At 61.3% G+C, this 23,882-nt stretch carries 23 protein-coding genes; 6 read left to right on the top strand and 17 right to left on the bottom strand.

Features of this window, described 5'->3' with window-relative positions; translation table 11 throughout:
• Positions 1–60 precede the first annotated feature (60 nt).
• From ABHV46_RS08825 to ABHV46_RS08785, 9 genes are all read right to left on the bottom strand, one after another.
• Positions 61–978, bottom strand: a complete 918-nt coding sequence (locus ABHV46_RS08825) for an FAD-binding protein (RefSeq protein WP_438381166.1) — start codon at positions 976–978, stop codon at positions 61–63.
• 2 nt (positions 979–980) lie between these two features.
• Complete coding sequence (locus ABHV46_RS08820) at positions 981–1,730, bottom strand: electron transfer flavoprotein subunit beta/FixA family protein (RefSeq protein WP_438381165.1); 750 nt, start codon at positions 1,728–1,730, stop codon at positions 981–983.
• 58 nt (positions 1,731–1,788) lie between these two features.
• Positions 1,789–3,432: an electron transfer flavoprotein-ubiquinone oxidoreductase gene (locus ABHV46_RS08815; RefSeq protein ID WP_438381164.1), complete on the bottom strand. Its 1,644-nt coding sequence runs from the start codon at positions 3,430–3,432 to the stop codon at positions 1,789–1,791.
• Between the two features lie 24 nt (positions 3,433–3,456).
• A complete protein-coding gene (trmB, locus tag ABHV46_RS08810; RefSeq protein WP_438384315.1) occupies positions 3,457–4,170 on the bottom strand; it encodes a tRNA (guanine(46)-N(7))-methyltransferase TrmB in 714 nt (237 codons plus the stop codon).
• A gap of 9 nt (positions 4,171–4,179) precedes the next feature.
• Positions 4,180–5,367, bottom strand: a complete 1,188-nt coding sequence (gene metK / locus ABHV46_RS08805; protein ID WP_336946949.1) for a methionine adenosyltransferase — start codon at positions 5,365–5,367, stop codon at positions 4,180–4,182.
• Between the two features lie 146 nt (positions 5,368–5,513).
• Entirely contained in the window at positions 5,514–6,257 is a 744-nt protein-coding gene (gene dapB, locus ABHV46_RS08800; RefSeq protein ID WP_438381163.1) for a 4-hydroxy-tetrahydrodipicolinate reductase, read from the bottom strand.
• A 5-nt stretch (positions 6,258–6,262) separates the two neighbouring features.
• Positions 6,263–7,417, bottom strand: coding sequence for a molecular chaperone DnaJ (gene dnaJ / locus ABHV46_RS08795; protein WP_438381162.1), 1,155 nt, complete (start codon positions 7,415–7,417; stop codon positions 6,263–6,265).
• 176 nt (positions 7,418–7,593) lie between these two features.
• Positions 7,594–9,498 (bottom strand): molecular chaperone DnaK, encoded by a 1,905-nt coding sequence (gene dnaK, locus ABHV46_RS08790; RefSeq protein WP_438381161.1) that lies wholly within the window; start codon positions 9,496–9,498, stop codon positions 7,594–7,596.
• A 129-nt stretch (positions 9,499–9,627) separates the two neighbouring features.
• On the bottom strand, positions 9,628–10,200 hold the full coding sequence (locus tag ABHV46_RS08785; RefSeq protein WP_438381160.1) for a nucleotide exchange factor GrpE: 573 nt from the start codon (positions 10,198–10,200) through the stop codon (positions 9,628–9,630).
• A 260-nt stretch (positions 10,201–10,460) separates the two neighbouring features.
• Between ABHV46_RS08785 and ABHV46_RS08780 the strand changes: the two genes are divergently transcribed.
• Complete coding sequence (locus ABHV46_RS08780; RefSeq protein WP_025841044.1) at positions 10,461–11,174, top strand: response regulator transcription factor; 714 nt, start codon at positions 10,461–10,463, stop codon at positions 11,172–11,174.
• A gap of 6 nt (positions 11,175–11,180) precedes the next feature.
• Positions 11,181–12,980: an ATP-binding protein gene (locus ABHV46_RS08775; RefSeq protein ID WP_438381159.1), complete on the top strand. Its 1,800-nt coding sequence runs from the start codon at positions 11,181–11,183 to the stop codon at positions 12,978–12,980.
• Between the two features lie 11 nt (positions 12,981–12,991).
• Here the strand turns inward: ABHV46_RS08775 and ABHV46_RS08770 are convergent, their stop codons facing one another.
• The 7 genes from ABHV46_RS08770 to mlaD all read right to left on the bottom strand — a co-directional run bounded on the left by ABHV46_RS08770 (position 12,992) and on the right by mlaD (position 17,923).
• Positions 12,992–13,330, bottom strand: a complete 339-nt coding sequence (locus tag ABHV46_RS08770) for a UrcA family protein (protein WP_438381158.1) — start codon at positions 13,328–13,330, stop codon at positions 12,992–12,994.
• 354 nt (positions 13,331–13,684) lie between these two features.
• A complete protein-coding gene (locus ABHV46_RS08765) occupies positions 13,685–14,185 on the bottom strand; it encodes a disulfide bond formation protein B (RefSeq protein WP_336946956.1) in 501 nt (166 codons plus the stop codon).
• Positions 14,182–15,525, bottom strand: a complete 1,344-nt coding sequence (locus ABHV46_RS08760) for an alpha,alpha-trehalose-phosphate synthase (UDP-forming) (RefSeq protein WP_438381157.1) — start codon at positions 15,523–15,525, stop codon at positions 14,182–14,184. The genes ABHV46_RS08765 and ABHV46_RS08760 overlap by 4 nt, the downstream gene beginning before the upstream one ends.
• Positions 15,525–16,268, bottom strand: coding sequence for a trehalose-phosphatase (otsB, locus tag ABHV46_RS08755; RefSeq protein ID WP_438381156.1), 744 nt, complete (start codon positions 16,266–16,268; stop codon positions 15,525–15,527). Before otsB ends, ABHV46_RS08760 begins: the two co-directional genes overlap by 1 nt.
• A 112-nt stretch (positions 16,269–16,380) precedes the next feature.
• Entirely contained in the window at positions 16,381–17,223 is an 843-nt protein-coding gene (locus ABHV46_RS08750) for a DUF2155 domain-containing protein (protein WP_438381155.1), read from the bottom strand.
• Entirely contained in the window at positions 17,220–17,426 is a 207-nt protein-coding gene (locus tag ABHV46_RS08745; protein WP_438381154.1) for a hypothetical protein, read from the bottom strand. The genes ABHV46_RS08750 and ABHV46_RS08745 overlap by 4 nt, the downstream gene beginning before the upstream one ends.
• Positions 17,423–17,923, bottom strand: coding sequence for an outer membrane lipid asymmetry maintenance protein MlaD (mlaD, locus tag ABHV46_RS08740; protein ID WP_438381153.1), 501 nt, complete (start codon positions 17,921–17,923; stop codon positions 17,423–17,425). Before mlaD ends, ABHV46_RS08745 begins: the two co-directional genes overlap by 4 nt.
• A 218-nt stretch (positions 17,924–18,141) precedes the next feature.
• Between mlaD and ABHV46_RS08735 the strand changes: the two genes are divergently transcribed.
• From ABHV46_RS08735 to ABHV46_RS08720, 4 genes are all read left to right on the top strand, one after another.
• Positions 18,142–19,695: a TSCPD domain-containing protein gene (locus tag ABHV46_RS08735; RefSeq protein ID WP_438381152.1), complete on the top strand. Its 1,554-nt coding sequence runs from the start codon at positions 18,142–18,144 to the stop codon at positions 19,693–19,695.
• A gap of 31 nt (positions 19,696–19,726) precedes the next feature.
• Positions 19,727–20,191, top strand: coding sequence for a RidA family protein (locus ABHV46_RS08730; protein ID WP_188427173.1), 465 nt, complete (start codon positions 19,727–19,729; stop codon positions 20,189–20,191).
• Between the two features lie 114 nt (positions 20,192–20,305).
• Positions 20,306–21,460, top strand: a complete 1,155-nt coding sequence (locus tag ABHV46_RS08725) for a GNAT family N-acetyltransferase (protein WP_438384314.1) — start codon at positions 20,306–20,308, stop codon at positions 21,458–21,460.
• A 165-nt stretch (positions 21,461–21,625) separates the two neighbouring features.
• The gene (locus tag ABHV46_RS08720; RefSeq protein ID WP_336946965.1) at positions 21,626–21,817 is read left to right on the top strand and encodes a hypothetical protein; all 192 of its coding nucleotides are present in this window, start codon (positions 21,626–21,628) and stop codon (positions 21,815–21,817) included.
• Positions 21,818–21,853: 36 nt separating this feature from the next.
• On the opposite strand, the gene ABHV46_RS08715 is transcribed toward ABHV46_RS08720, so the two are convergent.
• Positions 21,854–23,869 (bottom strand): M1 family metallopeptidase, encoded by a 2,016-nt coding sequence (locus ABHV46_RS08715; protein WP_438381151.1) that lies wholly within the window; start codon positions 23,867–23,869, stop codon positions 21,854–21,856.
• Positions 23,870–23,882: the final 13 nt, after the last annotated feature.

Here is a 23,882-nt window from a genome sequence, read left to right as displayed (position 1 = left end):
CTGACTGGCGCGAAGACGTGCTTCGGCCAGTGAGACTATAGAAACGGTGAAACGGGCCGGTCAGGCGCCGAGTTCGGCCTTGAGCTGGGGCAGAATTTCGAAAAGATCGCCGACGAGGCCGTAATCGGCCACGCTGAAGATCGGGGCTTCGGGGTCCATGTTGATCGCCACAATTACGCGGCTGTCCTTCATGCCAGCCAGATGCTGGATGGCGCCTGACAGACCGACGGCAATATAGAGTTCAGGTGCCACGATCTTGCCGGTCTGGCCGACCTGCATTTCATTAGGCGCAAATCCGGCATCGACGGCAGCGCGTGATGCGCCGATGGCGGCGCCCAGCTTGTCGGCAACGGGTTCGAGCAGCTTGAAATTGGCGGCGTCTTTCAGACCGCGTCCGCCCGAAATCACCACGCGGGCGGATTCCAGCTCGGGGCGATCGGAATGGGTCAGCTCGATCCCGACATATTCGGCATCGGGCACTTCAACCGCCGCCGAGATGGCTTCGACAGGGGCGGGTGAGGCGTCGCTCAGCTTGGCCGCGTCGAAATTGGCGTTGCGGATTGTCAGCACCTTGATGGCGTCGCGCGAGCGCACCGTCGAGAGCGCGCTGCCCGCATAGATCGGACGCACGAACGTGTCGGCATCGATGATCTCGACCACTTCGGTAATCGGCTGCACGTCAAGCAGACCGGCCACGCGGGGCAGCACATTCTTGCCATAGGCGGTTGCGGCGGAAACGATGTGATCGTATTCCGAAGCGCGATCGGCAATCAGGGCCGCAATGCTCTCGGCCAGATGCGGGGTGGAGTCGGCGTGAAGAACGCGGGTGATACCCTCGATCTTGGCCGCTTCCTGCGCACCATGGGCGCCGATCAGCAGAACATCGACATCGCCGAAAGCGCGGGCTGCGGCAACGGCTGAGAGGCTCGCTTTCTTGATGGTGGCGCCTTCGGCTTCGATCAGAACCAGAGTTGTCATGCTCAGATCACCTTTGCTTCGTCACGCAGCTTGCCGACCAGCTCGGCAACGCTCGACACCTTGATGCCTGCCTGGCGAACCGGCGGCTCGACAACGCTCACCACGTCGAGACGCGGTGCGATATCGACACCGAGCGTATCGGCCGCGATGGTTTCGAGCGGCTTTTTCTTCGCCTTCATGATGTTGGGCATGGTGGCGTAGCGCGGCTCGTTAAGGCGCAGATCGGTCGTGACGACCGCAGGCAGCGCCAGACGCACGGTTTCAAGACCGCCATCGGCTTCGCGCACCACGGAGATACGCCCGTCTTCGACAGCAACCGAGCTGGCAAAGGTGCCTTGCGGCCAGTTGAGGCGTGCCGCCAGAATCTGACCTGTCGCGTTCATGTCATCGTCGATAGCCTGCTTGCCCATGACGACCAGACCGGGGTTCTCGCGGTCGATGATGACCTTGAGCAGCTTGGCGACGGCCAGAGGTTCGAGATCGGCATCGGTCTGCACCAGAATGCCGCGATCGGCGCCCATGGCCATGGCGGTACGCAACACCGGCTGGGCCTCTGCTACGCCGATGGTCACGACCACGATTTCAGAGGCGGCGCCTTTTTCGCGAAGGCGCACGGCCTCTTCGACAGCAATTTCATCGAAGGGATTCATCGACATCTTCACGCCCTGCGTGTCGACGCCGCTGTTATCGGCCTTCACGCGGGGCTTGATGTTGTAATCAACCACCCGCTTGACCGGGACCACTATCTTCATCTGTTCCTCGCCGATCCTGGAAATCTCGACTGGGTTCATACCCTATTGCGAATCAAAATCACATACCGACCGGATAATTCGGGCCGCCTGCCCCTTCGGGCACGCACCAGTCAATATTCTGCGTCGGATCCTTGATGTCGCAGGTCTTGCAGTGCACGCAGTTCTGCGCGTTGATCTGAAGGCGCATGGTGCTGTTCTCTTCCAGCGCCTCATAGACACCGGCAGGGCAATAGCGGCTTTCAGGCGAGCGGAAGATATTCCAGTTGACCGGCAGCCATTTCGACGGATCGCGCAGCTTCAGATGGATCGGCTGGTCTTCCTCATGATTGGTGCCCGACAGGAACACCGATGAGGTCAGATCGAAGGTCAGCGTGCCATCGGGCTTAGGATAGGCGATGGGCTTGCACTGATCGGCAGGCTTGAGCGCCTCATGATCCGTATGACGGAAATGCAGCGTCCATGGTGCGCGCCCCCGGAAGATCAGGCTGTCGATTCCGGCATAGAGCGCGCCAAGGCGGTTGCCCCAACGGGCAAAGGCGGGGCGCACATTGCGGGCCTCGAACAGCTCCTTGAACAGCCATGAGCTCTTGAAGCGGCGTGTATAGCTGGTCGCCTCGCAGGGGCCCTCATGAGCGAGAGCTTCAGCCACGGCCTCCGCAGCGAGCATCCCCGATTTCATGGCGGTATGGGTGCCCTTGATCTTGGGCATGTTCAGGAAGCCGGCGGAATCGCCCGCCAGTACGCCACCGGGGAAAGACAGACGCGGCAGCGCCTGAAAACCGCCTTCCGACAGCGCGCGGGCGCCATAGATCAGACGACGACCGCCTTCGAGATGCTTGGCGAATTCGGGATGCGCCTTGAGGCGCTGCATCTCCTGAAAGGGAGAAAGCCAAGTATTGCTGTAATCCAGCCCGGTGACGAAGCCGTAGGAAACGAGGTTTTCGCCGAAATGATAGAGCCAGGCGCCCCCATAGGTGCCATCATCCATCGGCCAGCCGAAGCTGTGCTGCACGAAGCCGGGCTTGTGCTTTTCAGCCGGGATTTCCCAGACTTCCTTGATGCCGAGGCCATAGGTCTGCGGGTCAACACCCTGGCGCAGATTGAACTGCTTCATCACGCGCTGGCTGATCGAGCCGCGCACGCCTTCGGTCAGGATGGTCTGTTTTGCGCGCAGGATCATGCCCGGAGCGAAATTCGGCCCCTGCTTGCCCTCGCGGTTCACACCCATATCGCCGGTGATGACGCCACACAGGCGGCCATCCTCGATATAGGGTTCAGCAGCGGCAAAGCCGGGATAGATTTCCACACCCAGCTCTTCAGCCTGCGCGCCGAGCCAGCGGCAGACTTCACCCAGCGACACGACATAATTGCCGTGATTGGCCATTGCGGGCATGAGTTTGTCGATGAAGGGAATGGCGAAGCCGCGCTTTTCGGTCAGAAAAAGCACCTTCTCTTCTGTCACAGGGGTTTTCAGCGGTGCGCCGCGTTCCTGCCAGTCGGGAAAAAGCTCTGCCAGAGCGCGGGGCTCGATCACGGCGCCCGAGACGATATGCGCGCCGATCTCGCTGCCTTTTTCAACCAGACAGATCGTGGCCTCGGGCATGAGCTGACGCAGACGGATCGCAGCGGAAAGCCCGGCAGGGCCGCCGCCGACGATCACCACGTCGAATTCCATTTCCTCGCGTTCGATTTGGGTGCTCATGCGGTGTTCCGATCCGTCTCGGTGTCAGGCACCGCGGCGCGTGAACGTCCAGTAGAACGGCACGCGGCCTTCGCGGTAGGCCTTGGCTTCATAGCGTGTGGGCGACCAACTCTCGGGGCGCTCACCCTGTGCAGGCGGGGGGGCCTCGAAAAGATCCTGAGCCCCCATGATTTCGAAAACCCAGTCCTGATAGACAGGGTGATCGCTGGCAACGCGCCAGACGGCACCGGGCTTCAGCAGGCGGGCCAGTTCGCGAATATTCTCCGGGTGGATGAAACGTCGCTTGGCGTGACGCGCCTTTGGCCATGGATCGGGGAACATCAGATAGGCGCGATCGAGACAGCCATCGGGCAGAGTCTTGAGCAACTGACGCGCATCGTCCGGCCAGATACGGAAATGATCCGGCGGGGTGATGCTGTCTTCCTCACCTTCGGGCACGATGCGGGACATGAGGGAGCAAAGCCCGTTCTCGAAAACCTCGGCGGCGATATAGCCCACATCCGGGTTGCGCTCAGCCTGGTCGAGCGCATGCTCGCCACCACCAAAACCGATTTCGAGCCAGACCGCATCGACTGGCGCGCCTGTAAAGGCGGCTTTCGGGTCGGTGGCCTGTTCGGGGTTCAGGCGGAGCCTTGGCAGCGCTTCGTCGAGGAGGCGCTGCTGGCGGGCGCGCAGCGGGTGCCCGCGCTGGCGGCCGTAAAGCCGCTCAGGTTGGGACTTGAGAGAAGTGTCAGACAGTTGGGGACCTCAGCGGTTGAGGGCACCGTGCAGCGAGCTGACCAGATCGGTCTGCTCCCAGGTGAAGTTGTCCAGCGCCGGATCGGGCACGCGACCGAAATGGCCATAGGCCGAGGTCGGCACATAAATCGGGCGATTCAGGCGCAGATGCTTGCGGATACCGCGCGGCGAGAGATCGACCATTTCGTTCAGCAGCTTGCCGAGACGGGCTTCGTCGATATCCTTGCCGGTACCGTCGAGATCGACATAGACCGAAAGCGGTTTGGACACACCAATCGCATAGCTGAGCTGGATGGTGCAGCGATCGGCCAAGCCGGCAGCGACCACGTTCTTAGCGAGGTAGCGCGCGGCGTAGGCTGCCGAACGATCGACCTTGGTGGGGTCCTTGCCAGAGAAGGCGCCGCCGCCATGGGGGGCTGCACCGCCATAGGTGTCGACGATGATCTTGCGACCTGTCAGACCTGCATCGCCATCGGGACCACCGATCACGAAGTTACCCGTCGGATTGACGTAGAATTCTTCTTCCGGGCACATCCAGCCTTCCGGCAGGATTTCACGCACCACTTCGCGCAGCATTTCGCGAATGGTGTTCTGGCGCATGCCTTCGATATGCTGCGTCGAGATCACGACCGAGGTTGCACCGACGGGCTTGCCATCGACATAGCGCAGTGTGACCTGGCTCTTGGCATCCGGCAGAAGGCCGACGCCGAGCGCATGATTGCTCTTGCGATAGTCGCGAACCTTTTCGAGGATCGACTGCGCATAGAAGAGCGGGGCCGGCATCAGATGCTCGGTCTCACGGGTGGCGAAGCCGAACATGATGCCCTGATCGCCAGCGCCTTCATCCTTCTCGCCTGCGCTATCGACGCCGACAGCGATGTCGGCGGACTGCGCATGAAGCAGGGAGGTAATTTCGGCGTTCTTCCAGGAGAAACCTTCCTGATCGTAGCCGATATCCTTGATGGCGGCGCGGGCGCGTTCGATCAGCAGTTCGCTGGTAATCGAGGCAGGGCCACGAACTTCACCGGCCAGAACGACGCGGTTGGTCGTGCAGAGGGTTTCGCACGCAACGCGGGCTTCCGGGTCTGCCTCGAGATAAGCGTCCAGAACGGTATCGCTGATCCGGTCAGAGACCTTGTCCGGATGACCTTCAGAAACGGATTCCGATGTGAAGAGAAATTCGCCGTAGTTACGCACTCAGGGACCTCGCAGGGAATGAGTGAAAGAAAAAACAGCGGACGCGCGACAGCCTGCGCCCGTACCGCAAGAGAGGGCTGTCCTTAAAGGCATAAAGCCGCAGGGGTCAAGAGTTTGTTATGATTTGGGCAGAAACGCGGCCGGTTTCAGGCGCTGAATATTGCCGTCATGTCATATAATCCTGCCGGTTTACCAACCAGCCAGCGCGCTGCTTTCACTGCGCCCTGAGCGAAGACGCGCCTGTCGAAAGCGCGATGCGACAGGGTGATCTGCTCAGTCCCCGAAGTCAGGATCAGGCTGTGTTCGCCCACGATCTGACCGGCGCGCAGAGAGGCAAAACCGATTGCCCCCTCGCCACGTAGCCCCGATCGATCGATTTCGGCCACGTCAGCGAGCGTGACCTTGCGGCCTTTGGCAAATTCCTCGCCGATGGCCAGTGCTGTGCCCGAGGGGGCATCGCGCTTCTGACGATGATGGGTCTCGAGAATTTCGGCGTCATACTCATCGGCGGGCAGAGCCGCACCGAGCTGGCGCGCCAGATCGAGCAACAGGGTCAGGCCCGGTGCGAAATTAGCCGCCCGCAGAACGGGGATATGCGTCGAGGCGCGCTGAATGGCTTCTTCCTGCGCAGTGTCGAAGCCCGTGGTGCCGATCACCCAGGCGCAGCGCGCCTGAGCGAAGGCCTCGGCATTGGCGCAGGTCGCATCAGGGCTGCTCACATCGATCACCACATCGCTGCACCCTGCGAGGCGTGCAGGGTCGGTTACGATATGGCGCAAGGCGTCAGGTTTGCGGGCCAGCCCGCCTGAAAGATGGAGCTGAGCCGCCAGCACTTCTTCAGCGCAGAGCGCGCCAAGGCGCCCTGTGATGCCTGCAATCCCGATACGCATCCTGCTCACTTCCCTTCGAAGAAATCCCGGACCTTGGCGAAGAACCCGGTATGTTCGGGGTTGGCCTTTTCCTGATCCTGGGTTTCGCCAGCTTCGGCCTCGAACTCTTCGAGCAGTTCCTTCTGGCGCGGGCTGAGGTGATGCGGCGTCTCAACGGCGACCTGGATATACATGTCACCGCGTGCGCTGGAACGCAGCACCGAGAAGCCCTTGCCGCGCAGGCGGAAATTCTCGCCTGTCTGGGTGCCTGCCGGGATTTTCACCTTGGCGCGGCTGCCATCAATGACAGGCACCTCGATCTCTGTGCCGAGCGACGCCTGCGTCATGCGCAGGGGCACGCGGCAATAGATATTGGCGCCGTCGCGCTGGAAGATGTCGCTGCCGCCGACAGAGACATGCACATAGAGGTCGCCCGGCTGCACGCCGCTGCCCCCGGCCTCACCCTCGCCCGTCAGGCGGATGCGCGTGCCGTCTTCGACACCGGCAGGGATGGCAATATCGAGCGAGCGCGTCTTTTCAGTGGTGCCTGCGCCACGGCAGCTCTTGCACGGATTACGCACGACCTTGCCCGAGCCGTGACAGGTCGGGCAGGGACGCTCGACCAGAAAGAAGCCCTGCTGCGCCCGTACGGCGCCGGCGCCGTGACAGGTGGGGCAGCTTGTATCACCGGCATTGCTGTCCGCCGAGCCCGAGCCATGGCAGCTTTCGCAGGCCACGCGCGTACGGATCTCGACAGGCTTTTTCACGCCTGCATAGGCTTCGGTCAGAGAGATCTCGACCTGAACCTGAATGTCGTTGCCGGTGCGACGACGCCCGCCGCCACCGCGACGGCCCCCCATCATGTCGCCGAACATCTCGAAGATATCGTCGAGGCCACCGCCGCCGAAACCGCCGAAGCCGCCACCCATGCCGCCACCGCCCATGCCGCCATTCTCGAAGGCCGCATGGCCGAAACGATCATAGGCTGCACGCTTCTGCTCATCCTTCAGGACGTCATAGGCCTCATTGATTTCCTTGAATTTATGCTCTGCGCTTTCGTCACCCGGGTTGCGATCAGGATGATAGCGCATGGCCTGTTTGCGATAGGCTTTTTTCAGCTCATCGGCAGTAGCCGTGCGCGTGACTTCAAGAACGGCATAAAAATCGATTTTGGTGGCCATGGGAGTCCTCGTCAGGAGATCCAGGGGTCAAAGGGCGTCAGATCAGGGCTGTTGGCCAAAGCGAGAATGGCGCAGACGATCAGAACGTCGAAACGCCCGCCCCTCCCAAGGGAAGGACGGGCGCTGAAAGCGGGAAGCTTCCTGAGAAGGGGTCAGAGACCCCTTCTAACGGGAACTCAGTGCTTCTTGCTGTCGTCCACGTCTTCGAAATCGGCATCGACGACGTTTTCGTCCTTGGCAGAATGGGCTTCGCCAGCGGCGGCACCTTCTTCAGCCTGAGACTGGGCATAGACAGCCTGACCGATCTTCATCGCTGCCTGCGTCAGACGCTCGGTAGCCGATTTCAGTGCCTCGACGTCGGTGCCGTTCATGGCTTCGCGGGTTGCGGCGACGGCGGCTTCTGCCTCGGACTTATCTGCTGCCGGAACCTTGTCGCCAGCTTCGGTCAGCGACTTTTCGGTCTGATGGATCAGGGCCTCGGCATTGTTACGCTGCTCGACCATCTCGCGCTTGGCCTTGTCTGCCGTAGCATTCGCCTCGGCTTCCTTCACCATGCGGTCGATATCGGCGTCGTTCAGACCACCAGAAGCCTGGATCTTGATCTGCTGTTCCTTGTTGGTCGCCTTGTCCTTGGCCGACACATTGACGATGCCGTTGGCGTCGATGTCGAAAGTGACTTCGATCTGCGGCACGCCACGCGGGGCCGGCGCAATGCCCGTGAGGTCGAAATTGCCGAGCAGCTTGTTGTCTGCCGCCATTTCGCGCTCGCCCTGATAGACCTTGATGGTCACGGCGTTCTGATTGTCGTCGGCGGTCGAGAAGGTCTGGCTCTTCTTGGTCGGGATCGTCGTATTACGATCGATCAGACGGGTGAAGACACCGCCCAGCGTCTCGATGCCCAGCGAAAGCGGGGTCACGTCGAGCAGCAGAACGTCCTTGACGTCGCCCTTGAGCACGGCGCCCTGAACGGCGGCACCGATGGCCACCACTTCGTCAGGATTGACGTTGCGGGCCGGCTCCTTGCCGAAGAACTGCTTAACCGTCTCGATGACCTTCGGCATACGCGTCATGCCGCCGACGAGAATGACTTCGTCGATTTCAGCCGGGGTAACCGATGCGTCCTTGAGCGCTGCACGGCACGGGCCGAGCGTGCGCTGAACCAGATCGTCCACCAGGCTTTCCAGCTTGGCGCGGCTCAGCTTGACCACGAGATGCTTCGGGCCCGACGCATCTGCCGTGATGAAGGGCAGGTTGATCTCGGTTTCCTTGGAAGAGGAAAGCTCGATCTTGGCCTTCTCGGCGGCTTCCTTCAGGCGCTGCAGGGCAAGCTTGTCGCCGCGCAGGTCGATGCCCTGGTCGCGCTTGAACTCGTCTGCCAGGTAACCGATGATACGGTTGTCGAAATCTTCACCGCCGAGGAAGGTGTCACCGTTGGTGGACTTTACTTCGATCACGCCGTCGGAGATTTCGAGGATCGACACGTCGAACGTGCCGCCGCCGAGATCGTAAACGGCAACCGTGCCGGAATCGCGCTTGCCAAGGCCATAGGCCAGAGCGGCTGCCGTCGGCTCGTTGATGATGCGCAGCACTTCCAGACCGGCGATACGACCGGCATCGCGCGTGGCCTGACGCTGGGCATCGTTGAAGTAGGCCGGAACCGTGATGACGGCCTGGGAGACGGTCTCACCGAGATAGGCCTCGGCGGTTTCCTTCATCTTGCCCAGAACGAAAGCGGAAATCTGCGACGGGGCGTAGTTTTCGCCACGTGCACGCACCCAAGCATCGCCGTTATCGCCACGTACGATCTCGTACGGGACCATTTCCTTGTCCTTGGCAACGGTCGGGTCATCGAAACGACGACCGATCAGGCGCTTGACGGCATAGAGTGTGTCGGAAGGGTTGGTAACAGCCTGACGCTTCGCGGCCTGGCCGACCAGACGCTCACCATTGGCGGTGAAAGCGACCATCGACGGCGTCGTACGTGCGCCTTCGCTGTTCTCGATAACCTTGGTCTCATCGCCTTCGCGGATCGCGACGCAAGAGTTCGTGGTGCCAAGGTCAATACCAATGACTTTGCTCATATTTCAGTCCTTTCAGCGGCGCTGTCCGGCCCATTGAGGCACCGGGCAACACCCTTGTTTTCGTCTCCCTGCCTAGGCAGGGGCGGGTTACTCTTGAAATCTAGGAGGCCTCGTTAAGGGTTTCAACCCTCATTCTGCGGCTTTGTTGCCGCCCCTGGCGACCACAACCATAGCGGGCTTGAGCAGACGACCATGCAGTGTCCAGGTGGGCGTCCAGGCCTGCATCACCGTGCCATCGGCATGGTCGTCGCTCGGCTGCTCGGCCATCGCCTGATGCAGATTGGCGTCGAAAGCCTGGCCGACCGGGTGCTGGCAGGTCACGCCATTACGCTCGAGAATGCCGACGAAAGAGCGTTCGGTGCTCTCAAAGCCCTCGCGCAGCTTGCTGATCAGCCCGTCTTCATTCTCTGCCTTGGCCGGAAGAGAGGCGAGGCCGCGCTGAAGATTTTCGGCGGCTTCGACGACATCCTTCGCGAATTTCTGCACGGCATACTGGCGGGCATCTTCCACTTCACGCTTGGCGCGCGTGCGGTAGTTCTGCATCTCGGCCTCGGAGCGCATCCATTTATCGCGGAATTCCTCGACCTGGGCCTCGAGCTCGGCAATGCGGGCTTCGGGCGTCTGGGCCTCGGTCTGCGTTTCTGTCGCCTCGGGGGTCGGGGTCTCGTTCTGCTCGCCGTGCAGCGCGTTTTCTGTGGTCATCGTGGTCGCAACCTCGAAAAATCTGGCCCGGTCCTGCCGGGCGTCATAGGGTCGGCTTCTGGCGTACTCCCCCGCTTTGGGGCGAGCATGGCCGCGAGAAGCCACGAAAAGCACCGGTCGACCATCCGAGATGTCCGACCGTTTTCGACTGCCCCGTCTTGGGCGCAGCCGCGTGGTAAGATATAGGTGGCTGCCACAAGCCATATGCCAACCCCCCTGTTATTGGCAACAGGCAGAAATTAAAGGCGGATGCATCGCGCATGGAGACGACAAAGCACACCATCGCCCTGGTGGATGATGATCGCAATATTCTCACTTCGGTCCAGATGGCGCTCGAAGCCGAGGGGTTTGTGGTGCACACCTATACCGATGGCGAGGCCGCGCTGCAGGGGATTCAGGCGCGTCCGGTCAGCCTTGCGGTGCTCGATATCAAGATGCCACGCATGGATGGCATGGAACTGCTTCAGCGGCTGCGTGCGCGTTCGGCCCTGCCGGTCATTTTCCTCTCCTCAAAGGATGAGGAACTCGACCAGCTCATGGGGCTGCGCCTGGGTGCTGACGATTACATCACCAAGCCCTTTTCCCAGCGCCTGCTGCTTGAGCGCATCCGCGCCCTGCTGCGTCGTCAGGATGCGAGCCGCGCCGAAGGCAGTGGCGTGTCGACCGGTGGCGCCGCCATTGTGCGTGGTAGCCTGACGCTCGACGAGACGCGTCACCAATGCCTTTGGGCGGGTCAGGACATCATGCTGACCGTCACCGAGTTTCTGCTCGTCAAGGCACTCGCCCTGCGCCCCGGGATGGTGAAATCGCGCGATCAGCTCATCGATGCGGCCTACGGCGAGAATATCTATGTGGATGACCGCACGATCGACAGTCACATCAAGCGCGTGCGCAAGAAGTTCAGGCAGATCGACGATAACTTCAATCAGATCGAGACGCTTTACGGCATAGGCTATCGCTACAAGGAAGACTGATCGGCCATGCCCCAGCGTGAATCCATTGGCAGGCGGTCGCGCAGGGGCGCCCCTGGCTTGTTGTCGCGGGGGCTTCGGCGCCTGCGCAGGCGGTCTTTTCGCCATGCCGACACACTGGCTCTCGAGGCGGGGCGTGATGGCAAGCCATCGAAACGACGCTTTCACCTACCCCGTTTCGCCTCTCCGCTCATGCGGCGCATTTTTCTGCTCAACACACTGCCTCTGGCCATTCTTGCAGTCACGCTTCTCTTTCTGAACGACTTTCAGAACAGCCTGCTCGAAACCGATGTGAATGCCTTGCGCGAGCAAGCCCATATTTACGCCGCCGCCATGGGACAGATTGCTGTCGTTCGCGATCCGGCGCGTCATCCCTTTCCCGGGGCGGAATTCATGCTCGACGGATCACAGGCCCGTCCGCTTCTGCTGCGCCTGACCGAACCCAGCCCCAATGTGCGCGCCCGGCTGGTCGGGCCTGACGGCACTCTGGTGGCCGACAGTCTGAACGAGGCGGCGCTCGTGCGTCGTGACCGCATGGGGCAATCGGGCGCGGGCGAACCCGCCCCGCCGCCCCGCTGGCAGCCTCCGCGCAATAACGGCATCGAAATTGCCTATGAATGGCTGTTGTCGCTTCTGCCGCTCTCGTCACGTGAAGGCATCGTAACGCTCGAAAATCAGGACAGCCCGCCGCCTCTGCGCTCTGCCGGTGAATATCGCGGAGCTGAGGCCGCTCCTTATATCCGGCGCACGCCGGAGCACGAACTGGTCATCACAGTCGCTGAACCCGTCATTCATGACGGCCAGACTGTAGGTGTCATTCAGCTCACGAGACAGGCGCAGGAGGTCGATCGCTCGCTTTTCGCCGTGCGTTCCTCGATCCTTTCGCTCTTCCTGGCGGCCATGGCTGTGACTGTGCTGCTTTCCTGGTATCTTTCCATCACCATCGCCCGTCCGCTTCTTCGTCTCGCCGTCGCGTCTCATGACATGCGCGATGTGGCAGGGCGTGCCGATACGGTGCCGGAATCCCTGCTGGTGCGCCGCGATGAAATCGGCGTTCTGGCGCGCGCCCTGCGTGGCAGTGTGCTGGCGCTCTGGGCGCGTATGGACGCCATCGAGCGTTTCGCAGCCGATGTCAGCCATGAAATCAAGAACCCGCTGTCGTCCATCCGCTCGGCCATCGAGACCCTGCCGCGTATCGAAAATCGCGAACGCCAGACGCGGCTTCTGGCCATCATCAATAACGATGTGCGCCGTCTGGACAGGTTGATTACCGATATTGCCGATGCCAGCCGTATCGATGCCGAGCTGTCACGCGCCCGGTCGGAGCCCGTGGCTGTAGGCATGCTTTTGTCCATTCTGACGGAGATGCATCAGACGACACGCAAGCCCGAAGATGCCATTCTCGTTCTGGATGATTCTCACGACGATGCCGCTCACCCGCTGCGGGTTCTGGCGGTGGAAGATCGTCTGGTTCAGGTGCTGCGCAATCTGATTGGCAACGCGATTTCGTTCTCGCCCCCACGAGGGCGGATTACCCTGTTCATGCGGCCTGTAGACCGACAGATCCGTATTACGGTCAGCGATGAGGGGCCGGGTATTCCCCCGCTCAAGCTCGAAGACATATTCGACCGCTTCTATTCCGAACGTCCCCAGACCGAAAATTTCGGTCAGCATTCAGGGCTGGGCCTCGCCATCAGTCGGCAGATCATCGAAGCCCTTCATGGTACGCTTCATGCCGAAAACCGTTATGACGAAGCGGGTCGGATTATCGGTGCCTGCTTCGTCATTCTTTTGCCGCGCGCCCTGTAGCGCCCTTGCGGTCATGAACGGGCCAGACGGGTCTGGCTCGCTGCTGTGCGACGGGCATAGATGTCACGCATCTGCTGCACGGCGTTGTCATAGGCGGCCTGGGTGCATTCCTCGACATCAGCGGCCCGACGATCGCTTTCGCCCACATCGCGCTCGCAGATATCGGCGGCCTTGGTATGGATGGCATCGGCAATCCGATTCCAATCGCGGTCGGATGTAAGATTGACGTGCGAGACATCGATCTGCACGCTCTGTTCGTTCGGCACGATGCGGTTTTCTGCAAAAGCAGGCTGGGCAGCGATAGCGACGAAGCTGACGACGGCAACGAAAGATTTGGTAAAACCGAACATGACGAGATCCTTTTCTAGGCACCGGACCCTCTGTCCGATGGTATGATTTCTCTCATGCAAAAGCCGTGCCAACTTATGTTTTTCAGGTTTTTCGGATGGGATTAAGTAGATAAAACTGTTTCACATGGCGTAAAGCATCATAAAAAGACAAATAAAATACATTCGTGGTAATATATTCCATTACTCCTCACGCTCTCACTGGATCATGCGTATCAGTACTGAACGCGCCATACGGAGCGCTGCCCTGTTCCCCGCCAAAGGACAGTCGTCCTTTGGAAACCTGATTGAATTGACGCGGGGATCGAAGGGGGCTTGTCCCTTCGCGGGTTCAGGGGGGAGCCCTGAGGCGAGATTTCAGCGTGCGGCGTGCCAGCGTCGGGCCTGAAGCACCACGCTGTAGCTGACGATGATGAAGAGAAGCGCCGCGGCGATGCCGCCGAGCACGGTCATGGAGACCGGCAGATGAAAGAGATAGGTCGGGTCATCGCAGGGTTTGGCGGGGCGCATCGGCATGGAGGCCATGCGTTCGCGAAAGCTGCTGCCTGCGTGGAAGACGGGGGCATGACAGGCGGGTAGAGGGCTCTCCCACCATTTCTGTTCGACGCCATTATGGATTCCGGCCAGCATGACCGAGGCGGCGAGGGCAGGCAGGGCGAGCACGGTGGCCCAGAATCCCACCATACCGGGAATGAGCAGGGCGATCACGCCCAGAAAGGCGATGATGCGCCAGGGTGCGCGCTCGATCAGGCAGAGCTCACAGGGTGCGTAGCCGAGAATATGCTCCGCCCAATAGGCCGCGAAAAGCGCGGCAAAACCGGCGAAAAACATCAATCCACCGGTCAGTCGCGCAATCATTCCTGTCCTTTTGTCTCTCTGAGCATTTCGAGAAAATTATCGGCCCAGTTTGCAGCCGTGTTCTGGGTGACGTCTCGATGCAGAGCCTGCCAGCGTCTTTGCCGCTCTTCAAGGCTCATTGTGATTCCGGCATGAATGGCATCGGCAATGCCTTCATGATCATAGGGGTTCACCATCAGGGCTTCTTCCATTTCCGGTGCGGCACCGGCCAGGGAAGAAAGAATGAGCGCACCGGGGTCGTCGGGGCTTTGTGCGGCAACGAACTCCTTCGCAACCAGATTCATGCCGTCTCGAAGGGGGGTGACGAGGGCAACATCGGCGATGCGGTGGAACCCGGCGAGCACTTCGCGCGGTACGGACTGGGTCAGGTAGCGTATGGGCGACCAGTCGAAATTACCGTGCATGGCATTGATATGGCCCGCCATCTCATCCAGCTCGCGTCGCAGGGCGCGATAGCTGGCGACACCAGCGCGAGAGACCGGGGTGATCTGAAGCAGAACCGTTTCACCCTTATGCTCGGGATAGCGGTTCAGGAAAGTCTCGTAGCCATGGATGCGCTCGGGGATGCCCTTGGAATAATCGAGGCGATCGACACCGAGGATGAGCTTACGCCCGCGAAGCGAGGCCTGCAGGCGCTGCACCTCTTCGGCCATCATGTTGTGAATGGCCTGTTCGCCGAACTCGACCGGATCGATGCCGATCGGGAAATGGGCGGCGCGGTTGGGCAGGTTATTGGCTTCAAAACACCCATCCATATTGCGGGCGTCTTCGGCGGTCTGCACGCCGATCAGGTCGTAAGCCGCCATCTCGCGCAGCATTTCCTCGGCGCAGGGCAGAACGCGGGTGACGCTCCAGGGCGGGAAGGGAATATGCAGAAAGAAGCCGATCTTAGCTTTCACCCCCCGCCTGCGCAGCTTCGCACCGAGCGGGAAGAGGTGATAATCGTGGATCCAGATCGTGTCGTCATCACGAAGCAATGGTACGAGCTGATCGGCGAAGAGCGCGTTGACCTCGCGATAGACCTTATAATCGATCCGTTTGTAGTCGATGATCCCGATACGGTAATGGCAGAGCGGCCAGAGCAGACCATTCGAGAAATTCTCGTAGAAATGCTCGTATTCGCTGCGCGTCAGATCGATCGTGGCGTAGGTGCAGCTCTCATGCGTATCGAGCTTGGCAGTCTGCTCTTTCGACTGGCTGGTGTGGCGACCCGACCAGCCGAACCAGAGACTTTCGGTGCCACGCACGGCATCGCGTACGCCTACGGCAAGGCCGCCAGCAGGCTGGCTGCGTTCACGAGGGGCGGGAACGCGGTTGGAAACGACAACGAGGCGACCCATCAGGCATTCTCCCCAAAATGGGCGAGCCAGGCCCGGAAAGCGTGGCCGGTCGGAAAGTCATCGGGAATGAGATAGCCATATCCCCCCAGCGCCTTCGCTGCGCGCACACCATCCATATCGGTTACGTCATCACCGACAAAAACGGGAATGCGACCGGCGAAAGGGGGCTGTGCCATCAGGGCCTCGACGGCGTTGCCTTTATGGATACCTGCGAGACGAATCTCCCATGCCATTTTGGACGGGTGAATCTCGAAAGCATCCTGCCCGGCGAGCCAGGACTCGATCGCGTCTTTGAAAGGAGATTCGGCGGCAGGGTGGCCGCGATAATGCAGCACCAGCCCGGCTTTTTTGCGTTCCAGCACCGTGTTGGGAAAATTGCTGACCAGGCTCTCGGCCTGCTGAAGCCAAAGGGCGGGAACAGGGCTGGCGCGGACTGGCTCTTCAGCCCCGTCAGGACTACGGCGCAGGGTCAGGCCATGCTCACCGGCAACAGCAGTGGGAATTCCGGGCAGGAAATGATCGATCTGGGCGATGGGTCTGCCCGTTACGATGGCGAGGGCGCCGCCGCAGATCTCCTTCAGACGCAAGAGAGTGTCGATGAGGCCGGGCTCGACCTGTACGGTGTCCGGGGTCGGTGCAATATCGACCAAAGTCCCGTCGAAATCGAGCAGAAAGGCCGCGCGATCCGGTGAGGGAGCAGCAAGACCGGATGACGGAAGGGCCGAGGGAGAGGGGGTTGTCATGAGTCTGATAACTTCCTCATTGATACGCGGTTGCACCGAAATGCAGGGTCAGCCGCGTTATCACCCTCAAATCTGATCAGAATATGGTCAGAGGCTTACTTCCGTCAGTGAATCACTGATTATAGGGCTGGGGCGGCGGAAGTGCCTGCCCATTACTGCCCGTCGCGTTTCTACCCGTCGCATTGCCACTGGAAAGAGGGGCCAGTTGCATCGGGCCGCCCGTTTCTTGATGCGGCGGCTGACCGGGCGTCTGATAGGGAGCCTGACGGGGCGCAGAGCTTGCTGGCGATGGGGCGGCCTGCTCCCCAAAGGGGGTCAGAGCCGTCGGGCCACCGGACTGTGCGGGAGAAGGCCGGGCCGGAAGGGAGCCCGGAGGCACGTTCGGCAAAGTCTGCGAGGGGGTGGCGCCGGGGGCTGCTCCATGATTGGGGTCGTCGAGGTCGCCCGGCTGGTTTTGCGCGCCTTCGGGGGGTGTATTGGACAGAACGGGCACGACTGACTGCGGCAAGGGAGCCAGAGCCGGATCGGCCTTGGGGCCCGAGCATGAAACGATGGCAACGCCATAAAGCGCGCTCTTGTATCCTGTCAGCGAAGGCTCTTCGGCCAGAATCCAGCCTTCATAATGTGCGCCCGGATCGGTGTCATCGCTGGTGGTGATGAGGGCTGCGGAATCACTGGGTAAGGTCTCAGGGCGATCGACGCAGCGCGTGACGCCAAGATGCAGACTGCGATATTGCGCCTGCCCGCCAACCGGAATGGTCAGTGTCTCGATATGGGAGTCGGTACGGTTGAGCACGCGGAGTACCGCTTCGCCACGTCCCTGCCACAGATCTGCAGGGTACATGACGGGTGGCGCGATGGCCTCTGCCGCCTGAGACGCGGGGATCATCGCATGAGGCGCCATGGCGAGAGGCAGAGCGACAAGCATTGCCGATCGGGAGAGGGCGCGTTTCATGCGTTGAGCTCCTTGAGGGCTGCGACCATATCGACCAGATGCTGGCGCATCGCGTCTGGATCGACCCCCATCAACAGTGCGTCTTCGAACACATCCTGCAGGGTCTGGCGCAGTTCGGTCTCGTTTTCTCTCAGAACCTTGAGCTTCTCGACGCAGGCAATAGGGGCGCCCTGTCGATCGGTCCAGAGGGTGGGGCTGCTCATTGGGCAGCGGCCTTGCGGCTCTTGTCGAGCGAGTCCGTTACCGAGAAAATGAACTTGCTCAGAAGCTGTTCCAGGCTGATCGCGCCTTGTGTCTGCGATACGATGCCACCCGGTTTGAGATTCTTTTCATCGCCGCCGGGAGAAAGGGCGATATATTTTCCGCCCAGAAGGCTGTCCGAGGTGACGATGGCCGCGCTGTCTGTCGGCAGCTCGATACCGTCGCGCACTGTGAATCGCACTTCAGCGCGGTAGTTCTTCGGATCGACGGTCTCGGCCGTTACATGGCCGACCGTGATGCCAGCCAGACGCACGTCGGAGCCTACCGACAGCCCGTCGATCTGGTTGAAGACGGCGCGCAGGGTGTAGCCATCCGAGCCGCTCTGGCTGCGTCCGAGCACGGCCAGCGCCAGAAGTCCGGCCAGCACGGCAAGCACCAGAAAACCGGTTGTCAGTTCGAGTAGATCGCGACGGGGCCGAACGCCAGACAATGAACTCATGGTGTTTTGGAACTCACAGGCTTGGGTCGCGCAGGGAATGACGCAGGAAAACGATCCGTTTCAGTCCTACAGGCTTCGTTTGCCAGCGTCCATCACCCCGGCTGGGATCGGGCTGGGGAATGTTATCCACCATATCCCCATTATGCGGACCATTATCCCCCGTCTGCCCGGTCGAATGCCCCTTTTACAGCCCCGGTTCGGCGCCTAGATTCACTTGCATGACAACGCTTCTCCAGTGGAACGGGGTGCGTATGCGCGTGGCGCATGTCGCTGCCGATCCTGACGATCTCGCCCTGCGTGCCGTAACGCTTCCTGCCAGTTGGGAAGACGAGGCGGCGGTTGCGCTCCTGCAGCTTTCGGGTGCGGCGGGCGCCTTGCGCCTGTCGGGCGAGGCCACGCGCTGGCTCGACCGTCTTGGCAGTCTGCCTGCCCTGCCCGGAGAGACGGAAATACCGGTGCCTGCGCTTGGTCCTGCGCTGGCGGGTGCCCTGCTCGAACGCCAGATCGCACCGCTGGCTGCGCTCTGGCAGGGGCAGGTCGATCGTCGTTCCGGCTTCGTGGTCAATCTGGCGGCTTTCGTTCTGGAAGGTGATTTCGGCGGAGAGCGTTTTGTCGAAACCCTTCGTCTCGCCTGCGTGGCGCTGCGCAGGCTGCATGCGGTCAACGGGCCAATGCTCAATGGCGAATTGCCGCTTTTCGATGCCCCCTCGACCTCTGCGCCGGAGCAGGACGGTCTCGGTGGCCCGGCAGGCACGCTGCTTCTGACCAATCTTGATAGCTGTCTCGGCCTGATGGGGCTCGATTATGACAGCGAGACCGGGCGCGATGCCGCCTGCTATCTGAGCTGGCTTGCCACGTCTCTGGCCCGTCAGGGCGCTGGCCCCGTGCCGCTGCCCCCCATCTCCTGCCCGATAGCCGGGCTCGAGAGCACCGGGCGTCAGATCCGTGACGAGATGGAAGAAAGCCTGCCCGATCTGCCCAACCGCGCCCTGATCGAGACCGGATTTTCCCTGCCCGGCCCTGTCGATGCGCTGCTCGGTGTCGAATCCTGTGGTCTGGCACCGATCTTCTCGCCGCTGCGCGCCGATGGTCATTTGCGTGTCAGTGCCATGTCGCGTCTGGCCCATCGCGGGCTGAGCCTCGAAGCGGCTCTGGCGTCAGCTGTCCTTGGAGAGAATCCGCTGCCACAACCGGGGCCGGAGGCGCATCTGTCGATGCATCGTGCCCTGACGGGCTTCGTCGATCGCATGCCTGCGCGCCCCGATCCGCGTGCCTCCCTGCCGCTTACGGCGCGTCTGGAACGCGGTGCACGTCGCCCTTTGCCTGCCCGTCACGGTGGTTTTACGCAGCGTACAGCCATTGGCGGCCATCGCCTCTATCTGCGCACGGGCGAATATGAAGATGGCTCGCTCGGCGAAATCTCTCTGACGCCGGGGCGGGAGAGCTCGATGGTGCGCGGCCTGCTCGACAGTGTCGGTCAGGCGGTCACGATCGGCCTGCAGCACGGCGCGCCTTTATCGGCTTATGTCGAGCAGTTTGCGCATACCCGTTTCGGACCTGCGGGCACGGTCGAGGGCGACCCGGTGGCGGCTTATGCCTCATCGCTGCTTGATTATGCATTCAGGGCACTGTCAGATAGCTATCTGGGCAAGCGGCTGCCCGATAGTGCGCCGGAAGATCCTCATGTGATCGAAGAGGATCCGATGTTGCCGCTCGATATCCCCGGTGATCTCCCTCCGCGCGAGCGCGGCAGGCTGCGTCTGGTCAGCTGAGGGGGACACCCCTCAGCAAGGAGACTGGTCCATGTCTGAAACACCGTCCATGCGCCTCGCAGCGCTCGGCCTCCACCTTCCCAAAGCGGCAGCGCCGGTTGCCACCTATGTGCCGGTGGCGCGCACGGGGTCGCTGCTTGTCGTGTCAGGACAGTTGCCGCTTTCGGGCGGTACGCTCAAGGCGACGGGAAAGCTGGGTGAGGATGTGTCACCCGAACTGGGGCGCGAATGCGCCGAGCTGTGCCTTCTGAACGTTCTGGCCCAGGTTCAGGCCGAGCTTGGCGATTTGTCCAAGGTCAAACGCATCGTGCGTCTTGGTGGCTTTATCGCTTGCACCCCTGATTTCACGCAGCACGCTACGGTCATGAACGGTGCGTCCGATCTGGCTGTTGCCGTGTTCGGCGATGCCGGGCGTCATGCACGCTCGACGATCGGCGTCCCCTCCCTGCCGCTCGACGCCCCTGTCGAGGTCGAAGCGCTGATCGAGATCGCCTGATCTCGCAATGCGCTGATTGAGGAAGGCGCCCACGATGCGCCTTCTCGCCGTTTTTCAGCCGCCCGCTTCAGACGGGCGGTTGATTCGGTCTCCGGGACGGCCCACATGCCCAGCATGACGGACTGGTCCCTGACGCTTCACGCCTCCATTACCGAAATCGATGCCGCAGCATGGGATCGCTGCGCGGGGGCCGATAATCCCTTTCTCAGCCACGCGTTTTTTCTGGCTCTGGAAGAAAGCGGTTCGGTCGGTGCAAGAACGGGCTGGCTGCCCCGCTATGCGGCTCTGCATGACGGGAGCGGATTGGTGGCCGTGGCGCCCCTTTTCCTCAAGGGGCACTCCTATGGGGAATATGTTTTCGATCAGAGCTGGGCACGCGCTTACGAGCAGGCAGGGGGGCAATACTACCCCAAGTTGCAGATCGCCGTGCCTTTCTCACCTGTCAGCGGGCAACGGCTTCTCATAGATCCCGGCCAGCTGGCGCAGGGTACGATCAGGGGCGTTTTCGGCGATGCGCTGCGTCAAGCCTGCGAGGAACTTGGGCTGTCTTCCGTCCATATCAGTTTCTGCACAGAGGCCGAACAGGATGTGCTTGCCAACCATGGCTGGATGAAACGCATCGGGTTGCAATATCACTGGCATAATCAGGGCTATGCCGATTTCGAGCAGTTTCTTGAGGCGCTGGCCTCGCGCAAGCGCAAGGGTATCAGGCGTGAGAGGCGCGAGGCGCAAAGCTGCGGTCTGGTATTTCGCACATTGCGCGGACCGGAAATCACGACGCAGGACTGGGACAGGTTTTACGCTTTTTACCAGGCGACGATCGATCGCAAATGGGGGCAGGCCTATCTGACGCGGCGCTTTTTTACCCTGCTGTCAGAGTGTTTGGGTGAGCGTGTGGTGCTGATGCAGGCGCTGCATCAGGGCGCCCCGGTAGCAGCGGCGCTCAATCTCGCCGGGCGCGATACGCTTTATGGTCGTAACTGGGGCTGCGAGGGCGACTGGCCCTTTCTGCATTTCGAGCTGTGCTATTATCAGGCCATCGATTTTGCCATTGCCGAGGGTCTGGCGCGGGTCGAGGCAGGCGCGCAGGGCGAGCACAAGATCCAGCGCGGCTATCTTCCGAGCCTGACCTATTCAAGCCATTTCATACGTGATCCTGCCCTCGCCAGGGCTGTCGGGCCGTTTCTCGAAGAAGAACGCGCAGCGATTTTGCAGGAGAAAGAGGCACTTGCCAGCTTCTCTCCCTATCGCCATGAAAATAGTTGTTGAGAACGACTCTTACTATCATATAGGCTGATCTCATCGTCAGAACGCGGGGGCGCTCTCCGCGTCTTTCCGAACGGCCTCCGTGGCTTTCGGATCGTTGTTTTCATGCGCCTTACCAAGTCGATGGCATCATCGGGTGGGAGGGTGCAGTCGTGAGGGTCAGACTGAATGATCAGATATCTTTCGACCGGCGCCGCCGACCTCGCTCGCCTGCTGGCGCAGAGCCACGCGGCTCAGCCATCGCCCGTCTGGGCTGAAGCACAGCTTTTTTTCGGTTTCGATTCCGTCGAGCGCAACGAGGCCGCAGGCCTCGTGACGTCCGGCGGCTGGACGGAACATGCCGAGGCCATTGCCGGGTAAGGCAGCCCCTCCTGCCAGATGCAGGAGGGCTGTGACTCATGGATGGGCAGTGGTCGCGGGTGTGATGACCAGCCCGTTACGGTCAGGCATCGGCAGGCCCTGATCAGGGTCGAGCGCAATGGTCTTGACCGCACCATGATCAGGGAAGGTCAGACTCAGCCTGTCATGCAGCATCCAGGCTTCGGTGGGGATAACCCGCTCGGTTCTGGAGCCATCCTGCCAGGAGATGCTCAGCTTCACGGGCAGCATCAGCTTGCCCTCGTTGCGCACGCCGACGCTGATCGTGCTTTCCTCTCCCTGTCTGGCCTTGTTCTGAGAGAAGCCGTCCAGCCGATATTGCGGCCACCAGTTCTCGAAATACCAGCCGCGCCAGAACCAGGTCAGGTCTTCGCCTGCCTCGCTCGACATGAAGCGGAAGAAATCCGAGGGCGTGGGGTGTTTGAATGCCCAGGCGCGAATATAGGCCCGGAAGGCGTCATCGAAACGCTGCGGCCCGAGAATCTGCTCGCGCAGCAGCATCAGCCCGTAGGCCCCTTTGAAATAGGTCACTTTGTGACGGTATTTCTCGGGGACGAGTTCGGCAGGCATCATCAGGGTCGGGGCGTCTGAAGCTGTCAGGACCGGTACGATGTCTTTGGCAGGATCGCCTGTTTCAGGCGCGAATTCGGCGTCTTTCTTCGGCGCGTATTCGCCGTGATTGAAGTGCTGCGAGGCATAGGCATCAATGAAGGTGTTGAACCCCTCATCCATGAAGGCATGACGGCGCTCATTGCTGCCGACGATCATCGGAAACCAGCCATGGCCGAGTTCATGGGTGGTGATCCAGAACAGAAGGTCGTTCTTGTCCTGCCAGCCATCGAAGACGATGCCGGGATATTCCATGCCTGCGCCGTGACCGCCCAGATTGACGGCGTTGGGCCAAGGATAAGGATACCATTGCGACGAGAAATACTCGATCGCGTGTTTCACATACTCGGTTGAGCGGTCCCAGGCCTGAGGGCCTGCGCCTTCACGCGGATAGACGGACATGGCAAGACGGGGCTGCGGTTTCTGCCCCCTAGCCACCGGCAGGGCGGGCAGATCGAGTTTGGCAGCGTCCCATACGAAGGCCGATGAGGCGGCAAAGGCGACGTCTCGTGTGTTCTCCATATGAAAGCGCCAGGTCTTTTCGCCTGAGCGCGCCAGATGGCTCTTTGGGTCGAGTACGTCCTGCGGGGTGCGTATCAGCACACGCTTGTCGCTTTTCGCCGCCTCGGCCAGACGGGCGCGTTCCGTGGCCGTCAGCACCTCCTGCGGGTTGGTCAGCGCCCCCGATCCGACAACAGTGACGTTCCACGGGACGGTAACGGCATAATCGATGGTGCCGTATTCGAGATAGAATTCCTGCCCGAGATAGGGGAGCGTGTCCCAGCCGCGTAGATCGTCATAGACACAGAGCCGTGGATACCACTGGGCAACCTCGAAAATAGCGCCATCCTTGACAGGGGTGACTGCCGTGCGTCCGCCCCATTCGCCGGGAATGGTGTGGTGCCAGGTGACGTGAAGTTTCAGCGCATGGCCAGATGCCGCCAGAGGCTCGGGCAGGCTTACCTGCATGCGGGTATCGGAGATACGGAACGTCACGGGCTTTTCGACGCCCTTCACTTCGACCGTCACGCGCTCGATGGCATAGCCCTCCGAGCTGGCCGGATGCCAGTCAGGGAAGGCCACCCAGGAGCGGGAATCCTTGCGGTAGAGGTTCTGGTCGAGTTGCAGCCAGAGCACGTCGAGCGCATCGGGGCTGTTATTGGTATAGGTGATCGCCTCGGTACCAGTCAGGACATGGCTTGCCGTATCGATGCGGGACTCGATGCGATAATCGGCACGGTTCTGCCAATAGGCCGGTCCGGGACGGCCCGAACCGCTACGCCAGATATCTGGCGCATCCGGCAGGACGAGCGTGTCGAAAACCGGACGCATCGAGAGCGGCATGGTCTGGCTCGGGGCCGGGCGCGCCGCGAGCGCCGTACCCAGACAGGATGCCAGACCGAGAAGAGGGATAAACAGACGCATCGGTAAGCGGCCT

This window comes from Asaia sp. BMEF1 (assembly GCF_051628905.1).
In the GTDB taxonomy this organism is placed as follows: domain Bacteria; phylum Pseudomonadota; class Alphaproteobacteria; order Acetobacterales; family Acetobacteraceae; genus Asaia.
Note: the sequence above shows the minus strand (reverse complement) of the source record. Positions and strands in the feature narration are given on the sequence as shown.

What these genes read in the sequence shown, in the direction of transcription:
- ABHV46_RS08820 (WP_438381165.1), bottom strand. Translation starts at nt 1,730, where the DNA reads ATGAAGATAGTGGTCCCGGTCAAGCGGGTGGTTGATTACAACATCAAG.
- ABHV46_RS08785 (WP_438381160.1), bottom strand. Translation starts at nt 10,200, where the DNA reads ATGACCACAGAAAACGCGCTGCACGGCGAGCAGAACGAGACCCCGACC.
- dnaK (WP_438381161.1), bottom strand. Translation starts at nt 9,498, where the DNA reads ATGAGCAAAGTCATTGGTATTGACCTTGGCACCACGAACTCTTGCGTC.
- dapB (WP_438381163.1), bottom strand. Translation starts at nt 6,257, where the DNA reads ATGCGTATCGGGATTGCAGGCATCACAGGGCGCCTTGGCGCGCTCTGC.
- ABHV46_RS08725 (WP_438384314.1), top strand. Translation starts at nt 20,306, where the DNA reads ATGACGGACTGGTCCCTGACGCTTCACGCCTCCATTACCGAAATCGAT.
- ABHV46_RS08770 (WP_438381158.1), bottom strand. Translation starts at nt 13,330, where the DNA reads ATGTTCGGTTTTACCAAATCTTTCGTTGCCGTCGTCAGCTTCGTCGCT.
- ABHV46_RS08750 (WP_438381155.1), bottom strand. Translation starts at nt 17,223, where the DNA reads ATGAAACGCGCCCTCTCCCGATCGGCAATGCTTGTCGCTCTGCCTCTC.
- mlaD (WP_438381153.1), bottom strand. Translation starts at nt 17,923, where the DNA reads ATGAGTTCATTGTCTGGCGTTCGGCCCCGTCGCGATCTACTCGAACTG.
- ABHV46_RS08735 (WP_438381152.1), top strand. Translation starts at nt 18,142, where the DNA reads ATGACAACGCTTCTCCAGTGGAACGGGGTGCGTATGCGCGTGGCGCAT.
- ABHV46_RS08780 (WP_025841044.1), top strand. Translation starts at nt 10,461, where the DNA reads ATGGAGACGACAAAGCACACCATCGCCCTGGTGGATGATGATCGCAAT.
- ABHV46_RS08760 (WP_438381157.1), bottom strand. Translation starts at nt 15,525, where the DNA reads ATGGGTCGCCTCGTTGTCGTTTCCAACCGCGTTCCCGCCCCTCGTGAA.
- otsB (WP_438381156.1), bottom strand. Translation starts at nt 16,268, where the DNA reads ATGACAACCCCCTCTCCCTCGGCCCTTCCGTCATCCGGTCTTGCTGCT.
- ABHV46_RS08745 (WP_438381154.1), bottom strand. Translation starts at nt 17,426, where the DNA reads ATGAGCAGCCCCACCCTCTGGACCGATCGACAGGGCGCCCCTATTGCC.
- ABHV46_RS08775 (WP_438381159.1), top strand. Translation starts at nt 11,181, where the DNA reads ATGCCCCAGCGTGAATCCATTGGCAGGCGGTCGCGCAGGGGCGCCCCT.
- ABHV46_RS08720 (WP_336946965.1), top strand. Translation starts at nt 21,626, where the DNA reads ATGATCAGATATCTTTCGACCGGCGCCGCCGACCTCGCTCGCCTGCTG.
- ABHV46_RS08730 (WP_188427173.1), top strand. Translation starts at nt 19,727, where the DNA reads ATGTCTGAAACACCGTCCATGCGCCTCGCAGCGCTCGGCCTCCACCTT.
- ABHV46_RS08765 (WP_336946956.1), bottom strand. Translation starts at nt 14,185, where the DNA reads ATGATTGCGCGACTGACCGGTGGATTGATGTTTTTCGCCGGTTTTGCC.
- ABHV46_RS08715 (WP_438381151.1), bottom strand. Translation starts at nt 23,869, where the DNA reads ATGCGTCTGTTTATCCCTCTTCTCGGTCTGGCATCCTGTCTGGGTACG.
- ABHV46_RS08825 (WP_438381166.1), bottom strand. Translation starts at nt 978, where the DNA reads ATGACAACTCTGGTTCTGATCGAAGCCGAAGGCGCCACCATCAAGAAA.
- ABHV46_RS08815 (WP_438381164.1), bottom strand. Translation starts at nt 3,432, where the DNA reads ATGAGCACCCAAATCGAACGCGAGGAAATGGAATTCGACGTGGTGATC.
- dnaJ (WP_438381162.1), bottom strand. Translation starts at nt 7,417, where the DNA reads ATGGCCACCAAAATCGATTTTTATGCCGTTCTTGAAGTCACGCGCACG.